At 69.0% G+C, this 18018-nt stretch carries 17 protein-coding genes; 13 read left to right on the top strand and 4 right to left on the bottom strand.

Annotated elements, in window-relative coordinates; genetic code table 11:
• Positions 1 to 23: 23 nt before the first annotated feature.
• Genes LO787_RS08130 through LO787_RS08115 form a run of 4 tightly spaced genes read right to left on the bottom strand, consistent with a single transcriptional unit; the run spans position 24 to position 3118 of the window.
• Positions 24 to 176, bottom strand: coding sequence for a hypothetical protein (locus tag LO787_RS08130; RefSeq protein WP_232495340.1), 153 nt, complete (start codon positions 174 to 176; stop codon positions 24 to 26).
• The gene (locus LO787_RS08125) at positions 173 to 1423 is read right to left on the bottom strand and encodes a DUF4178 domain-containing protein (RefSeq protein WP_232495339.1); all 1251 of its coding nucleotides are present in this window, start codon (positions 1421 to 1423) and stop codon (positions 173 to 175) included. Before LO787_RS08125 ends, LO787_RS08130 begins: the two co-directional genes overlap by 4 nt.
• Positions 1420 to 2085, bottom strand: a complete 666-nt coding sequence (locus LO787_RS08120) for a DUF4178 domain-containing protein (RefSeq protein ID WP_232495338.1) — start codon at positions 2083 to 2085, stop codon at positions 1420 to 1422. Before LO787_RS08120 ends, LO787_RS08125 begins: the two co-directional genes overlap by 4 nt.
• A gap of 19 nt (positions 2086 to 2104) precedes the next feature.
• On the bottom strand, positions 2105 to 3118 hold the full coding sequence (locus LO787_RS08115; RefSeq protein WP_232495337.1) for an SPFH domain-containing protein: 1014 nt from the start codon (positions 3116 to 3118) through the stop codon (positions 2105 to 2107).
• 94 nt (positions 3119 to 3212) lie between these two features.
• Here LO787_RS08115 and LO787_RS08110 point away from each other — a divergent pair, with 94 nt between their 5' ends.
• The 13 genes from LO787_RS08110 to LO787_RS08050 all read left to right on the top strand — a co-directional run bounded on the left by LO787_RS08110 (position 3213) and on the right by LO787_RS08050 (position 17834).
• Positions 3213 to 3431, top strand: coding sequence for a hypothetical protein (locus LO787_RS08110; RefSeq protein ID WP_232495336.1), 219 nt, complete (start codon positions 3213 to 3215; stop codon positions 3429 to 3431).
• Between the two features lie 73 nt (positions 3432 to 3504).
• A complete protein-coding gene (locus tag LO787_RS08105) occupies positions 3505 to 4266 on the top strand; it encodes an IclR family transcriptional regulator (protein ID WP_232495335.1) in 762 nt (253 codons plus the stop codon).
• Between the two features lie 30 nt (positions 4267 to 4296).
• Complete coding sequence (locus LO787_RS08100; protein WP_232495334.1) at positions 4297 to 5730, top strand: amidohydrolase family protein; 1434 nt, start codon at positions 4297 to 4299, stop codon at positions 5728 to 5730.
• A gap of 37 nt (positions 5731 to 5767) precedes the next feature.
• Positions 5768 to 7096 (top strand): MFS transporter, encoded by a 1329-nt coding sequence (locus LO787_RS08095; protein ID WP_232495333.1) that lies wholly within the window; start codon positions 5768 to 5770, stop codon positions 7094 to 7096.
• Positions 7093 to 9918, top strand: coding sequence for a M14 family metallopeptidase (locus LO787_RS08090; protein ID WP_232495332.1), 2826 nt, complete (start codon positions 7093 to 7095; stop codon positions 9916 to 9918). Before LO787_RS08095 ends, LO787_RS08090 begins: the two co-directional genes overlap by 4 nt.
• Before the next feature lies 1 nt (position 9919).
• Positions 9920 to 10753 (top strand): carbon-nitrogen hydrolase family protein, encoded by an 834-nt coding sequence (locus LO787_RS08085; RefSeq protein WP_232495331.1) that lies wholly within the window; start codon positions 9920 to 9922, stop codon positions 10751 to 10753.
• A gap of 29 nt (positions 10754 to 10782) precedes the next feature.
• Positions 10783 to 11577, top strand: a complete 795-nt coding sequence (locus LO787_RS08080) for a creatininase family protein (protein WP_232495330.1) — start codon at positions 10783 to 10785, stop codon at positions 11575 to 11577.
• Between the two features lies 1 nt (position 11578).
• The gene (locus LO787_RS08075) at positions 11579 to 12238 is read left to right on the top strand and encodes an RraA family protein (RefSeq protein ID WP_232495329.1); all 660 of its coding nucleotides are present in this window, start codon (positions 11579 to 11581) and stop codon (positions 12236 to 12238) included.
• 1 nt (position 12239) lies between these two features.
• Positions 12240 to 12746, top strand: a complete 507-nt coding sequence (locus LO787_RS08070) for an Lrp/AsnC family transcriptional regulator (protein ID WP_232495328.1) — start codon at positions 12240 to 12242, stop codon at positions 12744 to 12746.
• A 154-nt stretch (positions 12747 to 12900) separates the two neighbouring features.
• Positions 12901 to 14202, top strand: a complete 1302-nt coding sequence (gene metC, locus LO787_RS08065) for a cystathionine beta-lyase (RefSeq protein ID WP_232495327.1) — start codon at positions 12901 to 12903, stop codon at positions 14200 to 14202.
• Positions 14203 to 16659, top strand: a complete 2457-nt coding sequence (locus tag LO787_RS08060) for a TonB-dependent receptor plug domain-containing protein (protein WP_232495326.1) — start codon at positions 14203 to 14205, stop codon at positions 16657 to 16659.
• A 136-nt stretch (positions 16660 to 16795) separates the two neighbouring features.
• Entirely contained in the window at positions 16796 to 17572 is a 777-nt protein-coding gene (locus LO787_RS08055) for a sulfite exporter TauE/SafE family protein (RefSeq protein WP_232495325.1), read from the top strand.
• Positions 17573 to 17585: 13 nt separating this feature from the next.
• Positions 17586 to 17834, top strand: a complete 249-nt coding sequence (locus LO787_RS08050; RefSeq protein WP_232495324.1) for a DUF6356 family protein — start codon at positions 17586 to 17588, stop codon at positions 17832 to 17834.
• Positions 17835 to 18018: the final 184 nt, after the last annotated feature.

Here is an 18018-nt window from a genome sequence, read left to right as displayed (position 1 = left end):
GTGTCTCCTTGGCTTTGGGCGGATCACTTGTGCGTCGGTCCGCGCGACCCGCCGCCGCGCGCGTAAAGGGACTGGTCCTCGTCCGAATAGGGCGACCAGGCGTAGTAGGACGCGCTCGCGCAACCGGCGAGGATCATCGCGATCCACAGGATGAAGGCGAAGAGGCGCAGGGTCATGGCCAGTGTCTGTTGCGCAGGCGCTGCCAGATCACGGTGCCGGGGAACAGGAACAGCAGCACCGCCGCCGTCCACCAGTTACCCCACGGCAGTGCGCCGGTCTCGACATTGATCGAAACGGTGATCGTCTCCGCCAGCGACCAGCCCGACGTATCGGGCGGCGGGTCCGAGGGCCAGGCATGCGCGGCGGCATCCACGTAGAGATCGTAAGTGCCGCGCGGCACCTTGCCCAGAAGCGTGGTGCCGCTGCGGCTGCCTTCGGTCCAGCTACCGTCGCTGTCGCGCCCGCTGTAGTGCTCGACGATGCCGTAGGCGTCGATCGACTGGCCGGTGGTGCGGTCGACGAGGCTGTAGTCGAGATCGACCCAGCGGTTGTCGAAGTCCCCCGCGTCCGCCGTCACCTTGACGAACTGCCACGGGCGGCGGACCGAGATCGTGCCGATCTTAACGCCCTCCCGCGTCGAGCCGAACGGTGCGGCGACAGTGCCGGAAGCACGTTCGACCGGGCCGGAAACGAAGACCATCACCAGCAGCAGGAGCACCAGTGCCGCGCAGGCGAGGCCCAGCATCGCGGGCAGGTCGTCCGCCTCGCGCTCCGGCTCGGCGATCTTGAACGCGCGCGGGGCGCGGCGGCGGGGCTCGCGGCTGACGCGGCCGAAGGCCTCGGTGATGGTGTCGCCGCTGACCGGGATCAGTTGCGTCCAGTTGACCTCGCCCCCGCCGCCTTCCCGCGAGAGCACGGTGTCGCCCCGCTCGAACGAGAGGGCATCCACGGTGTCACCCTCGCGCACGCGCCAGTAGAATTCGCCGACGACGGCGGTCGTCCGGGTCTTTTCGGCCGTGCCGTCGCGCGTGTAGCGGGCGCCGCGCCAGGCGACGGTATCGTCGTCGCCATCGGGCAGGTCGAGCAGCATCGTGCCGAACTGCCACGCCCCGTCGCTGAGGACGAGCCAGCGGTATCCGGCGTAGGGATTGAACAGCAGGTACTCGTCCCAGGTGTAGAGCCCGGCCTTGCGGCGCAGCGCGCCGATCGCTTCCCACTCCACGTCGAACAGCGTGCCGCGGGTGCCGAGCGGGAGGAACAGGCCCTGCATGGCGCGGCGGTGCGCCTCGATCAGCGCGACTTCGGGGCGGGAGACGTCGAGCAGCGAACCGCAGTAGCGGCAGGCGAGATTGACGCTGTAGCCCGCCGCGCGCACTTCCAGCGTGCCGCCGCAGTTGGGGCAGGAGACCGCGCGCGCCGTCATTGCGCCAGCTCGCGCGGGATCGTCCAGCCATCGACCGCGCGCAGGTTGCGCGGCATCAGCGCGCCAAGAGCGCTGTAGTAGCCCAGCCACGCCGATGCCCCGCGATCATCGCGCTGGAGGCTCACCGCCTCGCGGTTCGGGCCACGAAAGTCGATGCTGGTCATCGTGCGACCGGAAAGGGTGGGGAAGGGCAGATCACCTTCGCTGCCGAGGCACTGCGCCTCCTTGCAGTCGATGGCGACGAGGGACACGCCCTCGATGTCCAGCCGGGTGCCGACCGCGATCTCGCCCCCGGCGGCGAAGCCGTGCAGCATCGGCCGGTCGAGCAGATCGGGCCGCGCGGCGGTGAGCATGAACGCGCCCATCGCCTCGCCCAGCCAGCGCTCCACGCCGTCGCCGCCCTCGAGCAGCCATTCGTTCCATGAGCCGTCCGTCCAGCCCCAGCGGACGCGCCCGACGACCTGCAGCACCATGTCCTCGACATGCAGGGTCGTGCCGAGCTGGATCGGCGAGACGTCGACGGGCAGCACCGCGACCTTGCCCATGTCCTGCGCCGCCAGCCCCTCGCGCATGACGAGCGACTGGCAGTTCGCGCAAGTGGCATAGGGCATCGCGGCGCTGCGCACCGGCAGCGGCGCGCCGCAGGAAGGACAGTCGGTCATGCGCGGCCCCGGGTGCGGGTCAGCGGATGCGGGAGAGGAGCTCGGCCTTCTTGGCGTCGAACTCCTGCTGGCTGAGCGCGCCCAACGTCACCAGCTTGTGCAGCTTCTCGATCGTGGCGATGGGGTCCTCCTCGACCGGAGTAGCCGTGACCGCAGGGGCCGGAACCGCCACAGGAGCCGCCGCCGTGCCGAGGCCCTGCGCCATCGCGCCGCCCAGTGCCGTCGCAGCCGCCACGCCCGCGCCGATCCCGGCCATCGAGCCGCCTTCCTGACCGGCCGCCGCCTCGATCGCTTCCGCCGCCTGGAAGCGGGTGTAGTTGCCGAGATCGCCCAGCACCCGCATCGACGATCCCTTGTCGAGATGCGCCTGAACTTCCTCCGGCAGGGAGATGCTCTCGACGTAGAAGCTGAGGCAGGTCAGCCCCCACTGCGCGAAGGCCTTGTCCACCTCCACCCGGATGCGGTCGGACAGCGCCTGCTGGTTGGCGGCGAGATCGAGGAACGGCACGCCGCCACCGCCCAGCGCGGTCGCCATCGCGGTCTGGATCGCGGCGCGCAGCTGCGGCTCGATGGCATGGACGTTCACTTCGCCCAGCGTGCCGAGTACGCGATCGACGAAAGGCTGCACCGAGGAAATGCGGAACGAGTAGGAACCGAACGCCCGCAGGCGCAGCGCCCCGAATTCGGCATCGCGCACGGTGACGGGCTGGCTGGTGCCCCACTTCAGCCCCTGCTGCTCCTTGAGCGAGAGGAACACCACGTCCGACTTGAACGGCGAGCGGAAGCCCTTGTCCCAGTTCATCAGGCTGGTGAGGATCGGCAGGTTCGCGGTGTCGAGCCGGTGCAGCCCGGATTCGAAGGTGTCCGCCAGCGAGCCCTCGTTGACGAAAATCGCCACCTGGCCCTCGCGCACGGTCAGCTGCGCGCCGTTCTGGATCTCGCGGTCCTCGAACGGAACGCGCCATGCCAGCTCGCCCGGCTGCTCCAGCCAGTCGATGACGTCGACGAACTGCTTCCTCAGGAAATCGAACATGGATCCGCCCACCCCTGTGTTGATCGGCGCGCAGCCTAGAACGGCGATGCGGCGCTGAAAAGGGCAAGCAGTGTGCCCTCGGCATTGCAACGGCGTGACGGCGGGCGGCGAGATTGCTCAGGCGTTCACGAATTTGAACGATTCGTTCGATTCGCGCGGTGTGAGCGATATCGACCGTGGTGCAGGAATTGAAAAACCAGCGCCCAAACCGCGCCGCGGGCCGATCGTTCATCCCGCAAAATCCGGATTTTTCAGGCAAACGTTCGAAATGTTGCCCGACGGCGTCAAATATTTGACAGCCCGCGCCAACTGACCGATGATGTTCATGCATGTGAACAGGTGGTTCGGAAATATGAACGTACCACGAAATGCAGTCAGGGGCCAATGTGAGTGACGAGATCAAGTCTGCTGCGCGCGTGCTGGACATGCTGGAGCTGTTCTCCACGCGATGCGACGGACTGACCCTCAGCGAAGTCGCGCGCGGGCTTGAACTGCCAAAGAGCAGCACCCTCGGCCTGCTCCGCACGCTGCACAAGCGCGGCTACCTCGTCCGCGAGGATGAGGACGACACGTACCGCCTGAACGACATGATCCGCCGCGACGGCTTCGCCCGCCACGGCCGCATCCTGCGCGTCGCCCCGCCAGTCATGACCGCGCTCGCGGCGGACTCGGGCGAGACGGTGCTGCTGGGAATGCCCGACGCACCGGGCCTCGTGCGCCTGATCGCCAAGGAGGCGTCCCCCTCCGACATCCGCTTCGACATCGAACTGCCGCGCAAGGTTCCGGCCTACTGCACCGCGCTCGGCCGCGTGCTGCTCTCGCGCCTCGAACCGGCCGCAGTCGAAGCCGCGCTCGACGCGGTGCCGCGTGCGGCGCTGACCGGCGCGACGCGGGTCGAGCGCGCGGCGGTCGTCGATGCGGTCGATGCGGCGCGCGAAACCGGCTTCGCCATCGTCGAAGACGAGTTCGCGGTCGGCGGCACCGGCGTTGCCGCCGTGATCCCGCTCGGCCCCGGACAGCCGCTCGCCGCGCTCGGGCTCGGCTGCATCTCGCAGCGCTATCGACAGGATCCCGCCCGCCTCCAGGCCCATCTCGGCGCCGCGATCTCGCGCATCGCCGAGGCCATGGCGGGCCAGGGCAACATGTAATCGGCACGAGAAGAAGATGACGGTCGCACAATGAACACGCATTCCATCCGCACTCTCGCCCTTCGCGGGCTGGCGCTCGGCGCGCTCGCGCTTGCAGGCGCTGCCGTCGCCGCGCCGCCGCAGGGCGACACCGTGCCACGCAGCGACCGCCATGAGTGGATCGCGCCGGGCAGTAACACCGACCACACCCCGCGCATGGTGCCCGAGCGTCCCGAAGCGGCGACCGGCCCCGTCACCGTCCTGCGCGGCGGCCTGATCTTCGACACGCCGTCCCTTCGGGTCGCACCGGGCAGCGTGGTGATGCAGGGTCGGCGGGTCATCGCGGTTCTCCCGCCGGAGAGCAGCGCATGGCCCGCCGGTGCGAAGGTGATCGACGTCACCGGCAAGTTCGTGATGCCCGGCCTCATCGACATGCACGTCCACCTGACCTACCCCGACGCCGACACGCCCTACGACGTGCAGGCCGAGGCGGCTGACGGCGTGCTGCGCGGCATGCGCAACATGCGCTGGTTCATCGAATCCGGCTTCACTTCGGTCCGCGATCTCAACGGTGTGGGCGATGCGCCCTACCGCCTTGCGGACTGGAGCGCCGAGGACGCCATCCCCGGCCCGCGGGTATTCACCGCCGGGCACATCATCACCGGCACCGGCGGCCATGCGACGGAGCGCCCGGTGCGCCCCTCGCACGGCCCGGATTATGCGTGGGAACGCGACGGCGCCGACGCTTGGCGCGCCGCCGTGCGCGATACCTTCAAGAAGGGCGCGAGCGTCATCAAGGTCGCCAGCCACTTCGCCCCGGACGAGATCAGGGCCGCCGTCGACGAGGCGCATCGGCTCGGCCTGAAGGTGACGTGCGACTGCGAGACGATCTATACGCAGATGGCGGTGGAGGCAGGCATCGACATGATCGAGCACCCGCTGCCGCGCACCGACGCGACGATTTCGGAGATGGCCAAGCGCCACACGGCGGCGGTGCCGACCCTGCAGGTCTACCAGAACGTGCTCGACCGTGCGGGCGGCTTCTGGGATTCGACTTCGCGCCGTTTCACAATGACTTCGGACGCGAACTTCGACGTGTTCCGCAAGATGAAGGCGGCGGGCATCGTCATGGGCGTCGGCACCGACACTATCGGGGATGCCAACCGCATGACGCCGAACATCTACCTCGCCGAGCTCAAGTGGTTCGTGAAGGGCGGCTACTCGATCCCGCAGGCCCTGCAGGCGGCGACGCTGACCAATGCGAAGCTGCTGGCGATGGACGACCTCATCGGCGCGATCCAGCCGGGCAAGCTGGCCGACGTGATCGTCGTCGACGGGCGGCCCGATCAGGACATCGACGCGCTCCACAAGGTCTCGATGGTGTTCAAGGACGGGCAGATGATGGCGCGGGACGGTGCGGTGGTGATCCCGCCGCATGTGCCCAAGCCGCTGCCCAAGGCTTCGCCCGCCGACACGCAGAACTGACCCGCTTCACCGCGAACGCATAGACGAGAGACCCGCCATGACGACAACGGCGCTACCCGCCGACGGGACAGTCGCGCGCCCGGCATCCGGTTACGCGCCGGGCCGCAAGGACATTGCCCGGGCGCTCGCCTCGGCGATGATCGGCAACTGGTTCGAACTGTTCGACTTCATCATCTACGGCTACTTCGCCGCACAGATCGGCATCGCCATGTTCCCGGAAGCGGACCCGGTGACGACCATCCTGTCGAGCTTCGCGACGTATGGCGTGGGCTTCGTGATGCGCCCGGTCGGCTCGATGGTGCTGGGCTCGATGGGCGACCGCTTCGGACGCAAGTCGGCGCTGGTGCTGACGATGATGCTGATGGCGGGCGCGACTTGCGCCACCGGCCTGATCCCGCCCTATGCCTCGATCGGCATTCTCGCCCCGGCGCTGCTGGTGGTCTGCCGACTGGTGCAGGGCTTCGCGGCGGGCGGCGAGTGGGGCGGGGCGACGACGTTCCTCGTCGAATATGCCCCGGCCAACCGGCGCGGGCTGTTCGGCGCGCTCCAGCAGCTCAGCACCAGCCTTGCGGTCATCTCCGCCGTGCTGGTGGCGCTGACCCTCAACACCGTGCTTTCGCCCGAAGACCTGCAGGCCTGGGGCTGGCGCGTGCCGTTCGTGGCGGGCATCCTGATCGCGCCCCTGGGCTTCTACCTGCGCGCCAAAGTGCCCGAGACCCCGCACTTCACGGCCGAGCGCGAAGTGCCTGAGCACCCCTTGCGTGAGGCGCTGACGATCCACCGCCGCACGGTGCTGACGATCGCGGGCATGGTCGTGATCTGGACCGTCGCGGGCTATACCTACGGCACGTTCCTCGTCAGCTTCGCCAGCCAGGTGCTGGAAGTGCCTTCCCGCTATGCTCTGCTCGGCACGCTGACTGGCGCACTGTGCAACGTTGCGGTGATCCCGCTGGCGGGCTGGGCCTCGGACAATGTCGGCCGCAAGCCCTTCCTGCTGGCGAGCGCCGCCGGGTTCGCGCTCTGCTCGATCCCGCTGTTCGCCTTCATGGCGGAGGCGCGCAGCGGCATCTCGGTCATCACCGCAACGGCGGTGGCGGGCGTGTTCTCCGGCCTGTTCAGCGGCACCGCGCCGACGTACCTGTGCGAACTGCTGCCGACCCGCGTGCGCTACACCGCGCTCTCCGTGGGCTACAACGGCGCGGTCATGCTGTTCGGCGGCTTCGCGCCGTTCATCGCCACGCTGCTGGTGCGGATCACCGGTGCCGACATTGCCCCCGCCTTCTACGTCACCGCCGCCGCTCTGCTCTCCTTCGTGGTGATCGCCTGCGTGCGCGCGCCCGACCCCGCAAAGGCCATCGACCGATGAGACTGACCCGCGCTCTGCTCCTCGCCACCTGCCTGACGCTGGCGACGCCCGTCGCCGCGCAGGAGAGGCCCGTGCTCACGCCCGAGCAGGTTCCTACTCCTGAACAAGTATTGGGTCATCGCATGGGCGAGGACCGCTACGTCCCGTCCTACGACGACATGATGGCCTACTGGAAGGCCGTCGCCGCCGCGAGCGACCGGGTGAAGCTGGTCGACATCGGCCCTACCACCGAAGGGCGGCGGCAGGTCATGGCCGTGGTCTCCTCGCCCGAGAACCTCGCGAAGCTCGACGAATACCGCGAGACGAGCCGTGCCCTCGGCGCCGCGCAGGGCATCGACGAGGCCCGTGCCCGCGTCATGGCCGCGACCGGCAAGGCGATGATCTGGATCGACGGCGGCCTCCACGCCAGCGAGGTCGAGGCGCAGACCGCGCTGATCGCCCAGGTCCACGATCTCGTTGCCTCCGACGACGCCGAGGCGCGCAAGATCCGCGACAACGTCGTCACCCTGTTCGTGCCGGACAACCCGGACGGCCAGCAGTTCGTGGCCGACTGGTACATGCGCTTCAGGGATCCGATGCAGCGCGAGCCGGACCTGAAGTCGCTGCCGCGCCTCTACCACCCCTACGTAGGGCACGACAACAACCGCGACTTCTTCCTCGCCACGCAGGTCGAGACGCAGAACATGGTGCGCGTGCTCTACCGCGACTGGCGCCCGCAGATCGTGATGAACCAGCACCAGACCGGCCCGGCTGGCACCGTGCTGTTCCTCCCGCCGTTCCGCGATCCGTTCAACTACCACTACGAGCCGCTGGTGATCTCCAGCCTCGACGAAGTTGGTGCGACGCTCCAGAGCCGCCTGCTGTCGGAGAACAAGGGCGGCGCGACGAGCCGCAACGGCGCGCATTACGACACCTGGTACAACGGCAACCTGCGCACCTCGACGTACTTTCACAACGCGGTGGGCATCCTCGTCGAGATCATCGGCAGCCCTGTGCCGGAGACGATCCCTTTCGTGCCCGAGCGGCAGGTGCCCGGCAACGACCAACCCTTGCCCGCCAGGCCCGGCCCGTGGTCGATGGCGCAGTCGGTGTCCTACAGCCTCTCGCTCGCGCGCGGGCTGCTGACTTATGCCGCGAACAACCGCGAGAAGCTGCTGTTCGACCGCTGGCAGATGGGCGCGAACGCCATCGCCAAGGGCTCGACCGACAGCTGGACGATCTCCAAGGACCGCATCGAGGCCGCGCACGCCGCCCTTGCCGAGCGCGGCGGCAAGCCGAAGCCGGTGCGCACGCGCGGATGGAGCGAGATCGATCCCGACCTCTACGACAGTGTGCTCCACGATCCGGCCCAGCGCGACGCGCGCGCCTACATCGTGCCCGTAGACCAGCACGACTTCCCGACGACGGCGAAGTTCCTGACCTCGCTCGCGCGGCTCGGCGTGGAGATGGGGCGTGCCGAAGCGCCGTTCACCGCAGCGGGCAGGCAGTGGCCCGCGGGCACTTACGTGATCCCGGCGGCGCAGGCCTATCGCGCCCACGTGCTCGACATGTTCGAGCCGCAGCACTACCCGAACAACTTCGCCTACCCCGGCGGCCCGCCGATCCCGCCCGCCGATGCATCGGGCTATACCCCGGCGTTCCAGGCGGGCGTCGAGTTCGCCCGCGTGCTTGATCCCTTCGCGGTGAAGACCCGCCCGGTCAGCGGCGAGATCGCCCCCGACGCGCAACCGATCGCCGACGCGGGCAGCGAGGGAAGCTCGGGAGGCTGGCTCGTCAGCCACGACCAGAACGATGCGTTCCGCCTCGTCAACCGGTTGCAAAAGGCGGGCATCGCGGTGAGCGCCTACGAGACGCCGCTGTCGGTCGCGAGCCGCCCCGCACAGCCCGGCGCATGGTTCGTCCCGGCGTCGGCAAAGGCTCGCGCGATCGTCGAGGAAGGTGCGAAGTCGCTCGGCCTCTCGGTACAGGCGGTCGCCGCCGCGCCCCAGGGAAGCCGGATTGCGGTGAAGACGCCGCGCGTCGCGGTGGTCGATCTCTACGGCGGGCTGCACCCGACCGGCTGGCTGCGCTGGATCCTCGACGGGCAGGAACTGCCGTACTCGATCGTCTACCCGCAGGAACTGGACAAGGGCGGCCTCGCGAAGAAGTTCGACATCGTCGTCGTCCCCGACGCCGCGATCCCGAACGCGCGCTCGGGCGTGGACGGCGGCATGTTCCGTGGCCGCTTCGACAGCCGCCAGCCCGCCGCGAAGGATATGCCGGCGCAGTACCGCGCCTCGCTTGGCGATATCAGCGTCGAGAAGACGATCCCGGCGCTGGAGCGGTTCGCAGCCGACGGCGGCACGATCCTTGCCATGGGCTCGTCCTCCTCGGGCCTTGCCGCGCTGCTGAAGCTGCCGGTCGTCGATCCGCTGCAGGTCGAGAAGGACGGCAAGCGCGTCCCGCTGCCCAACACGCAGTTCTACGTGCCCGGGGCACTGCTGACGGCGGATGCGGACGTGGCCGACCCGATTGCCTGGGGCCTCAACCCCAAGGTGGACCTGTTCTACGATTCCAGCCCGGTGTTCCGCCCGACCGCGCCGGGCGCGAAGGTCGCGGTGTCGTTCGGCGACGGCAAGCTGCTCCACAGTGGCTGGGCCTGGCATCCCGAGCACCTGAAGGACACCGCCGCCGTGCTCACGGTTCCGAAGGGCAGGGGCAAGGTCGTCCTCGTCGGACCCGAAATCGCCCTGCGCGCCCAGACGCAGGGCGCGTTCAAGATCCTGTTCAACGCCATCGCGCTCTCCGCCGCGACGCCAACCGAAACTTCCGAAGGAAAGTAAGATGCTGCGCGCATCCGTCATCCAGCTCAACACCCAGAACGACAAGACCGCCAACCTCGCCGCGATCGAGGCCGCCGTGCGCGCCAGCGTCGCGCGGGACCGGCCCGACTGGATCCAGCTTCCCGAGCATTGCGAATGGCTCGGCGGATCGAGCGGCGCGCCCGCCGTCGCCGAACCCTCGCGCGACGGCGCGACGTGGACGCTGCTCTCGCGCCTTGCCCGCGAACTGAAGGTGTGGATCCACGGCGGCTCGTTCTACGAGCAGTCGGACAACCCCGGCCGCGCCTACAACACCACCGTCGTCTTCGACCGCGACGGTGCGGAGCGCGCGCGCTACCGCAAGATCCACCTGTTCGACGTGACCACGGCGGACGGCGCGAAGTTCCACGAATCCGCCACCGTCGATCCGGGCCGCGAGATCGTCACTTATGACTGCGAGGGCGTCAGCGTCGGCTGCGCGATCTGCTACGACGTGCGCTTCCCCGAACTGTTCCAGCAACTGATGACGCAGGGCGCGCAGCTGATCGCGGTGCCCGCCGCCTTCACGCTGCTGACCGGCAAGGACCACTGGGAAGTGCTCCTGCGCTCGCGCGCGATCGAGACCGAGTGCTGGGTCGCTGCCGCCGGGCAGTGGGGCACTTATCCGACGCCTGCGGGCGAGCGGCAGTCGTTCGGCCAGTCGATGATCGTCGATCCCTGGGGCGCGGTCGTCGCGCGGGTTTCGGATGGGCTCGGCAGCGCCTCCGCCGCCATCGACATGGACCTGCTCGCCCGCGTGCGCAGCCAGATCCCGGTCGCGGCGAACAAGGCGATCCGCATCGAGGCCAGCCTGTGAACTGCACCCGCGCACATGCCCTGCAGGACTTGAGCCACGCCGCCTTCGCCGCGCGGATTGCGGCGGACCGCCCGGTGATCGTGCTTCCGCTCGGCAGCCAGGAGGAGCAGGGGCCGCACGCACCGATGGGCGATTTCGTCGCCGCCGAACGCATCGCCATGGCCGCCGCAGAGGCCGCAGGCGCGGTCTGCGCGCCGGTGCTGCCGTTCGGGTTCGCGGAGTTCTTCCGAGGCTTCCCCGGCGGCGTGCAGCTTCGCGGGCCGACCTTCCGCGCGGTGCTCCGCGACATGATCGACAGCTTCCTCGACCACGGGCTCGACCGGGTGGTGATCGTCAACGGGCACTCCACCAACGCCCCGCTGATCGCCGAGGTCGTCCATGCCGTGCGGCGCGAGACCGGCGTGGTGGTGCCCGCCATCCACCTCTGGCGCTCGCTGCCCGACGCGGTGTGGGAGGAAGCCCACGCCGATCGCGCCGCCGCTGCGCGCGGGCACGGGGCGGACCCGGTGACTTCGGTCATGATGTACCTCGCCCCCGGCCTCGTCGGGCAGGCGCCCTCAGACACGCCGGAGCGCAAGCCGGTGTTCGGCCTGCCGTCCGACCCGCATTTCGCCAGCGCCCGCTTCGGCGGCGCCTCGGTGGACCTGCCGCTCGACGCGACCGAAGTGGCGGACGACGGCATCGGCTCGGGCGATCCGTCGCTGTCGAGCGCGCAGGCGGGGCGGACCTTCACGCGCTTCCTCGTGCGCCACGTCGCCGACTTCCTCGACCATTTCGCCAAGTGCGATCCGCGCCGCCCCGATCTCGGGCCGGAGGAGCGCTGACATGACGTTCGAGCGCCATGCGATGCCCGCTCCGGTCCCCGCCGATATCGTGCGCGGGCTGGCGGCAGTGGAGACATCGACCCTCGGCCACTGGCGGCTGTGGGGCATGTGCGACCCGGCGCTGCGTCCGCTCTCGCCCGACATGCGCGCCTGCGGGACGGTGGTGACGCTGGCGCTGCCCGGACCCGACGGCGCGCTGCTCCACGAAGCGCTCGCGCAGCTGCGGAGCGGCGACGTGCTGGTGATCGACCGGCTGGGCGACACGATCCATGCGGCGGTCGGCGGCGTGGTCGCGGCAGCCGCCGTGCAGCGCGGAGTGGCGGGCGTGGTCGTCGATGGCCCCGTTGCGGACCTCGGCGAGATCCTCGCCACCGGCCTGCCCGTCTGGGCGCGCGGGGTGAGTGCGCGCACGACGCGGCGGCTCGGGCTCGGCGGGCGGTTCAACGCGCCGGTCAGTGTCGGCGGAGTGGTCGCGCGGCCGGGCGATGTCGCGCTGTGCGACGGAGACGGCGTGGCGTTCCTCTCCCCTGAGGAAGCGGTCGCCGACATCGCCCGCGCCGCTGCCGCCGCGCGGCGCGAAGCGCTGATCCGCGAGGGGCTGGCCAAGGGCATCGCGCTCGTGGACCTGCTCGCCCCGCCCGCCCTGCAGGAGGCCCGCTGACATGGCCGCTTCGATCCCCGGTCGCCTCTCGCTCGACGATGCCGACATCCGCATCCTCTCCGCGCTCCAGAAGGACGGCACGCTGTCGGTCGCGGCGCTGTCGGAGGTCGTCCACATGTCGCACAACAGCTGCTGGCGGCGGCTCAAGCGGCTCGAGGCGGCGGGGGTCATCAAGGGCCGGGTGGCGCTGCTCGATGCGGAGAAGCTCGGCCTCGAACTGACCGCCTACGTCTCGATCCGCACCAGCGAGCACAACGACGAATGGCTGCGCAGCTTCGCCCGCGCGGTGGAGGCGCTGCCCGAGATCGTCGAGCTGTACCGCATGACTGGCGACGTCGACTACCTGCTGAAGATCCGCGTCGCCAACATCGCCGCCTACGACGCGGTCTACAAGAAGCTCATCGGCATGGTGAAGCTCACCGACGTCTCCTCTGCCTTCGCCATGGAGGAGATGAAGAACACCACCGAGCTGCCGCTCTCCACCTCCCCGTGCAGGAGTTCGGGATGAACATGCGGCATCATGAGTAACAAGCATGATGTCCATCCCGAAGTTTCGCGAAATGCGCGAAAATGAGGGTGAGATCGTCACCCCCTACAACGATTAGAACGCCACCGACACCGAACGATCCATGGTCGCCGCAGAATATAACGGGAATTGCCGAGTGAATACCGAAGACGCCGCCAATGCAGAATCCACCCGGATGATCCATCCGGCGACGGATGACACTCTGGTCCTGCGCACGGCTGCGCCGGTACTTCAGCGCGGGACGACGGTTCTTCTCGACGACTACGAGTGCTTCGGCCGCAAGGCGCCCACTTACGGTCGTGGCGGCCTCGCCACGCAGGCCGCGCTGCGCCAGTCGCTCTGCGATCTCGAGGGCGGCGAGGTGGCCGAACTCTACCCCTCCGGCCTCGCCGCGCTGTCGGGCGCGATCCTCGCGGTCTGCCGCACGGGCGACGAGATCCTCGTCTGCGATACCATCTACGGCCCGACCCGGCGCTTCGCCGAGACGACCATGGCCGACTACGGCGTCGCCACGCGCTACTTTCCCGCCGACATCGCGCCGGGCGATCTGGCGGCGATGATCGGCCCGGCGACGCGGTTGATCGTGCTGGAAGCGCCCGGATCGCTGACGCTCGACATGCTGGACATCCCCGCCGTCGCCGCCATCGCGCGGGAGCGGGGCGTGCTGACGCTGGTCGACAACACCTATGCGGCGGGCGTGCTGTTCAAGCCGCTGGCGCACGGGGTCGACATCTCGGTGCAGGCGCTGACCAAGTACGTCTGCGGCCACTCCGACGTGTTCATGGGCAGCGCCGTCGCCAGCGGCGAAGTCGGCGCGTTGCTGAAGCGCGGCGCGCGCAGCGTGGGCTGGGCGGTCTCGTCCGACGACGCCTACCTTGCCCTGCGCGGCCTGCGCACGCTCCACGCGCGGCTCGCCCGGCACGGCGCGGCGGCGCTGGAAGTGGCGACTTGGCTGCGCGGGCAGCCCGCCGTGCGCGAGGTGCTGTGTCCCGCGCTGCCCGGCACGCCGGGACACGATCTCTTCGCGCGGGACTACAGCGCGGGCAACGGCCTCGTCACCGTGATCCTCGACGGGCCGGAGAGCGCCGAGCAGGCCTTCCTCGACGCGCTGCGTCTGTTCGGCCTCGGCTTCTCGTGGGGCGGCTTCGAAAGCCTCGCCATCCCGTGCAACGGCCAGATCCGCCAGCGGCACTTCGCCGCGGACACCTCGAACCCGGTGATCCGGCTCCACGTGGGGCTGGAGGACACCGCGGACCTCATTCGTGAACTCGACGGCGCGCTTTCCGCATTCGCGGCAGCGGTCGGCGAGGACACGCAAACCGGGACGGGACAACCCGCCGGAAACATCGGCGCCGTCGCCCCTTCGGGCCGCGATGCCCAGGGAGACAGCGTCATCAATCCGGCGGTCGCACAGACGCCGCCCACCATGGGGGTTTGAATGCGTAGAATACTGGTTACCTCGTCCATCCTCGCGCTCGGCGCCGCGACCTGCGGCACGGCATTCGCGCAGAGCGCGGAGGATGCCGCCGCACAGGGCGGTTCCGACATCGTCGTCACCGGTTCGCGCGGGCAAGCGCGCACCGTCGCGACCAGCCCGACGCCGATCGACGTCATCAGCGGCGAGCAGATCGCCCAGCTCGGCGGCTCGATGCAGCTTCGCGACGTGCTGTCCCAGCTCGTCCCGTCGTTCCAGTCGCAGCAAGTCGGTTCCTCGTCGTGGAACTCGGTCACGCGACCGGCGGGCCTGCGCGGACTTTCGGGCGTCCACGTCCTCGTGCTCGTCAACGGCAAGCGCCGCCACAACTCCTCGCTGATCGACCTCAACTCGGGCTCGACCTCGATGGGCGGCAACCCGGTCGACCTCGACCAGATCCCGGCGAGCGCCATCGCCCGCATCGAGGTTCTGCGCGACGGCGCGGCGGCGCAGTACGGTTCGGACGCCATCGCCGGCGTCATCAACGTCATCCTCAAGAGCAACCCCGATGCGGGCAGCGGCTCGATCGAGGCGGGCCAGCGCTTCAAGGACAGCGTCAACGGCAGCGACGGCGAGACCGTCTCGGCCCAGTTGTCCAAGGGCTTCCACCTCGGCGAAACCGGCTCCATCGTGGTGTCGGCCGAAGGCAAGCTGCAGAAGCCGACGGTGCGCAACTCGGACTACACCGGCCGCGTCTACTCGCGCGTCAACGGTGCCGACGACCCGCGCGAAGCCACCGCCGACCGCCGTCGCTACCAGGGCGGCCTGCCGGACCTCAAGTCGATCAACCTCGCCCAGAACAGCCAGATCGAGGCGGGCGACCTGACGATCTACAGCAACGCAACTTTCGGCTACCGCGAGGCGCGCGTCGGGCAGGCGGGACGCTATCCGGCGACCACCAGCGACATCGTCGAGATCTATCCGGACGGCTTCACGCCGTACTACACGATGAAGGAAACCGACTGGCAGGCGACCGCCGGCATGAAGCAGACGGTGGACGGCTGGAACCTCGACCTCAGCACCACCTACGGGCGCGACTACGTGCGTTCGGGCGCGGACAATACGCTCAACGCCTCGCTCGGCACCACCAGCCCGACCAGCTTCGACACCTTCAGCGCCGCGTTCGACCAGTGGACCACCAACTTCGACGTCACCAAGGGCTTCGAAATCCTGGGCGGCCGCAACCTGCAGGTCTCGGCAGGCGCGGAATTCCGCTATGAAAGCTACGTCACCAAGTCGCTCGACACGGCGTCGTGGGCCAACGGCGGCTACACCTATCCGGTCGGCTCGCCGCTGGCGGGACAGCCGGGCGCGATCGGCGCGCAGGGCGCGACCGTCATCACCCCGGCGGACGAGGCCGACGCCAAGCGCACCATCGGCGCGGCCTACATCGACCTCGCGCTCGACCTGACCGACCGCCTGCTGGTGACCGGCGCGGGCCGCTTCGAGACTTATGACGACAGCTCGGGCAGCGTGTGGAGCGGCAAGGTCTCGGCGCTGTGGCGCGCGACCGACTGGCTGAACTTCCGCGGCGCGTTCTCGAACGGCTTCCGCGCGCCCTCGCTCTCGCAGCAGGCCTATGCGCAGACGGCGACGCAGGTGTCGCTGGTCAACGGTTCGTACCAGCTGATCGAATCCAAGATCCTCCAGACCGGCTCGCCCATCGCGCAGGCGCTCGGCGCGCAGGATCTGAAGCCCGAAAAGTCGCGCAACTACAGCTTCGGCGTGACGATGACCCCGCTCGCGGGCTTCACGCTGACGGTCGATGCCTACCAGATCAACATCGACGACCGCATCACCCTGACCGGGCTGCTCTCCAGCGCGGGCGTGCGCCAGATCCTGCGCAACAACGGGTTCTCCGGCGACCAGTACGTGCGCTTCTTCGCCAACGCCATCGACACCCGCACGCGCGGCATCGACGCGGTGGCGAACTACAGCTTCTCGCTGGGCGATTTCGGGCAGGTGCGGGCCAGCGCGGCCTACAACTACAACAAGACCAAGATCGCCCGCATCGCGGAGAACCCCGATGAACTGGCGAACCTCGGCCTGACGCTGTTCGACCGCCAGACGCAGGGCTACTTCACGGTCTTCACCCCGCGCGACAAGGTGATCCTCGGCCTCAACTGGTCCAAGGGCCCGTTCTCGATCAACGCCAAGGAAACCCGCTACGGCAGTTGGAAGGCGCTCGCCAACAGCGCCTCCAGCGACCAGAGCTATGGCGCCAAGTGGATCACCGACCTCGAGGCCGGATACCAGGTCACCGAGAAGATGAAGCTCGCGGTCGGCGCCTACAACCTGTTCAACACCTACCCGGACAAGAACACCGTGGTGAACACCATCGGCAGCTCGCCCTACGGCAGCAACTCGCCGTTCGGCGCCTACGGCGGCTACTACTACGGCCGTCTTTCCTTCGACTTCTAACCAGACCCACCCTCGCGGCCGACACGGCACCGACCCCATCAGCCGGTCGGCCGCACTTTTCCCCACAACCAGACGATCACCACGGGCGAGGGCACGGCTTTCGCGCGGGTGACGTCGCGCGCCCGGTCCCCCGCCCATGCTGCTCCTGCTTCATGCCCATCCGCTGATGACCGCGATCTGCTGCGGCGGGCTGATCGGCCTCGTGCTCGCGCTGATCGGCGGGGGCGGGTCGGTGCTGGCGACGCCGATGCTGGTCTACGTGATCGGCCTCGGCAATCCGCACCTCGCCATCGGCACCGGCGCGATCGGCGTCGCCGTCAACGCCGCGATGGCGCTTGCCGGACATGCCCGCGCTGGGCGCGTGCGCTGGCGCAGCGGGGCGCTCTTCGCGCTCTGCGGCCTTGCCGGGGCCAGCCTCGGGTCGAGCCTCGGCAAGCTGTGCGATGCGCAGTGGCTGCTGCGCGGGCTCTCGGTGCTGATGCTGGTGATCGCCGCCTCGATGGTGCTGCGCCGCGCTGCGGAAGCGGCGACCGACCCGGAGCCGACGGGCTGGCGTCGCCTTGCGGGCTTCGGCGCGGGCAGCGGGTCGCTCGCCGGGTTCTTCGGCATCGGCGGCGGCTTCCTGATCGTGCCCGGCCTCGTCAGCGCCACCGGCATGTCGACGGCGGAGGCGGTCGCCACCTCGCTCATCGCGGTGACCGCCTTCGGCGCGGCCACCGCCGCCAACTATGCCATGTCCGGCCTCGTCGACTGGCCGGTCGCGGTGGCGCTCATCGCAGGCGGCCTGATCGGCGGCATCGGCGGCGGCATGATCGCGGGCCGGCTGACGGGTGGCCGCGACCTGCTCCGTTTCCTCTTCTCCACGCTCGTCGCGGCAATGGCCCTGGCCATGCTGGCGAGCACTCTCAACTGAAGGACAATCCCCCATGCTTCGCAAGATCTTCCAGGATCATCCGGAATCGGTCGGCGAGACCTATACCGAGCACTTCCACTCGGCCTTCGGCTTCGGCACCGCCATGATCGCGGGCGGGGTCAAGTGCATCATCCATGGACTGCTGCCGATCGTCTTCACCACCTCGGGCAGCGACGTCGTGCGCAGGCTCCACGTCAGGATGGTGACGCATCGCCGTCGTGATGGACAGGATGCTGCCTCGCCCACCGCCGGTAGTCGCTGAAGGCAGCCATCCGCCGCCTCGGGGCCGCTCAGCGGCCTCCAGGTACGCCTGGGTGCCTCTAGGTTCAGTTCAGTACACCCTTTTTGCCTCCCCGGCGCGGCTTTGTTGCAGCCGACTGCAACATATTTATTTATTTCAAAATATTTCTTATTTCACCAAAACGTCATCATTGAGACCCGGAAGC

The organism is Novosphingobium kaempferiae, from assembly GCF_021227995.1.
Classification (GTDB): Bacteria; Pseudomonadota; Alphaproteobacteria; order Sphingomonadales; family Sphingomonadaceae; genus Novosphingobium; species Novosphingobium kaempferiae.
The sequence above is the reverse complement of the archived record's forward strand: the minus strand, read 5'-3'. Positions and strand labels throughout refer to the sequence as shown.

What these genes read in the sequence shown, in the direction of transcription:
- LO787_RS08130 (WP_232495340.1), bottom strand. Translation starts at nt 176, where the DNA reads ATGACCCTGCGCCTCTTCGCCTTCATCCTGTGGATCGCGATGATCCTC.
- LO787_RS08125 (WP_232495339.1), bottom strand. Translation starts at nt 1,423, where the DNA reads ATGACGGCGCGCGCGGTCTCCTGCCCCAACTGCGGCGGCACGCTGGAA.
- LO787_RS08120 (WP_232495338.1), bottom strand. Translation starts at nt 2,085, where the DNA reads ATGACCGACTGTCCTTCCTGCGGCGCGCCGCTGCCGGTGCGCAGCGCC.
- LO787_RS08115 (WP_232495337.1), bottom strand. Translation starts at nt 3,118, where the DNA reads ATGTTCGATTTCCTGAGGAAGCAGTTCGTCGACGTCATCGACTGGCTG.
- LO787_RS08100 (WP_232495334.1), top strand. Translation starts at nt 4,297, where the DNA reads ATGAACACGCATTCCATCCGCACTCTCGCCCTTCGCGGGCTGGCGCTC.
- LO787_RS08095 (WP_232495333.1), top strand. Translation starts at nt 5,768, where the DNA reads ATGACGACAACGGCGCTACCCGCCGACGGGACAGTCGCGCGCCCGGCA.
- LO787_RS08090 (WP_232495332.1), top strand. Translation starts at nt 7,093, where the DNA reads ATGAGACTGACCCGCGCTCTGCTCCTCGCCACCTGCCTGACGCTGGCG.
- LO787_RS08085 (WP_232495331.1), top strand. Translation starts at nt 9,920, where the DNA reads ATGCTGCGCGCATCCGTCATCCAGCTCAACACCCAGAACGACAAGACC.
- LO787_RS08075 (WP_232495329.1), top strand. Translation starts at nt 11,579, where the DNA reads ATGACGTTCGAGCGCCATGCGATGCCCGCTCCGGTCCCCGCCGATATC.
- LO787_RS08070 (WP_232495328.1), top strand. Translation starts at nt 12,240, where the DNA reads ATGGCCGCTTCGATCCCCGGTCGCCTCTCGCTCGACGATGCCGACATC.
- LO787_RS08060 (WP_232495326.1), top strand. Translation starts at nt 14,203, where the DNA reads ATGCGTAGAATACTGGTTACCTCGTCCATCCTCGCGCTCGGCGCCGCG.
- LO787_RS08055 (WP_232495325.1), top strand. Translation starts at nt 16,796, where the DNA reads ATGCTGCTCCTGCTTCATGCCCATCCGCTGATGACCGCGATCTGCTGC.
- LO787_RS08050 (WP_232495324.1), top strand. Translation starts at nt 17,586, where the DNA reads ATGCTTCGCAAGATCTTCCAGGATCATCCGGAATCGGTCGGCGAGACC.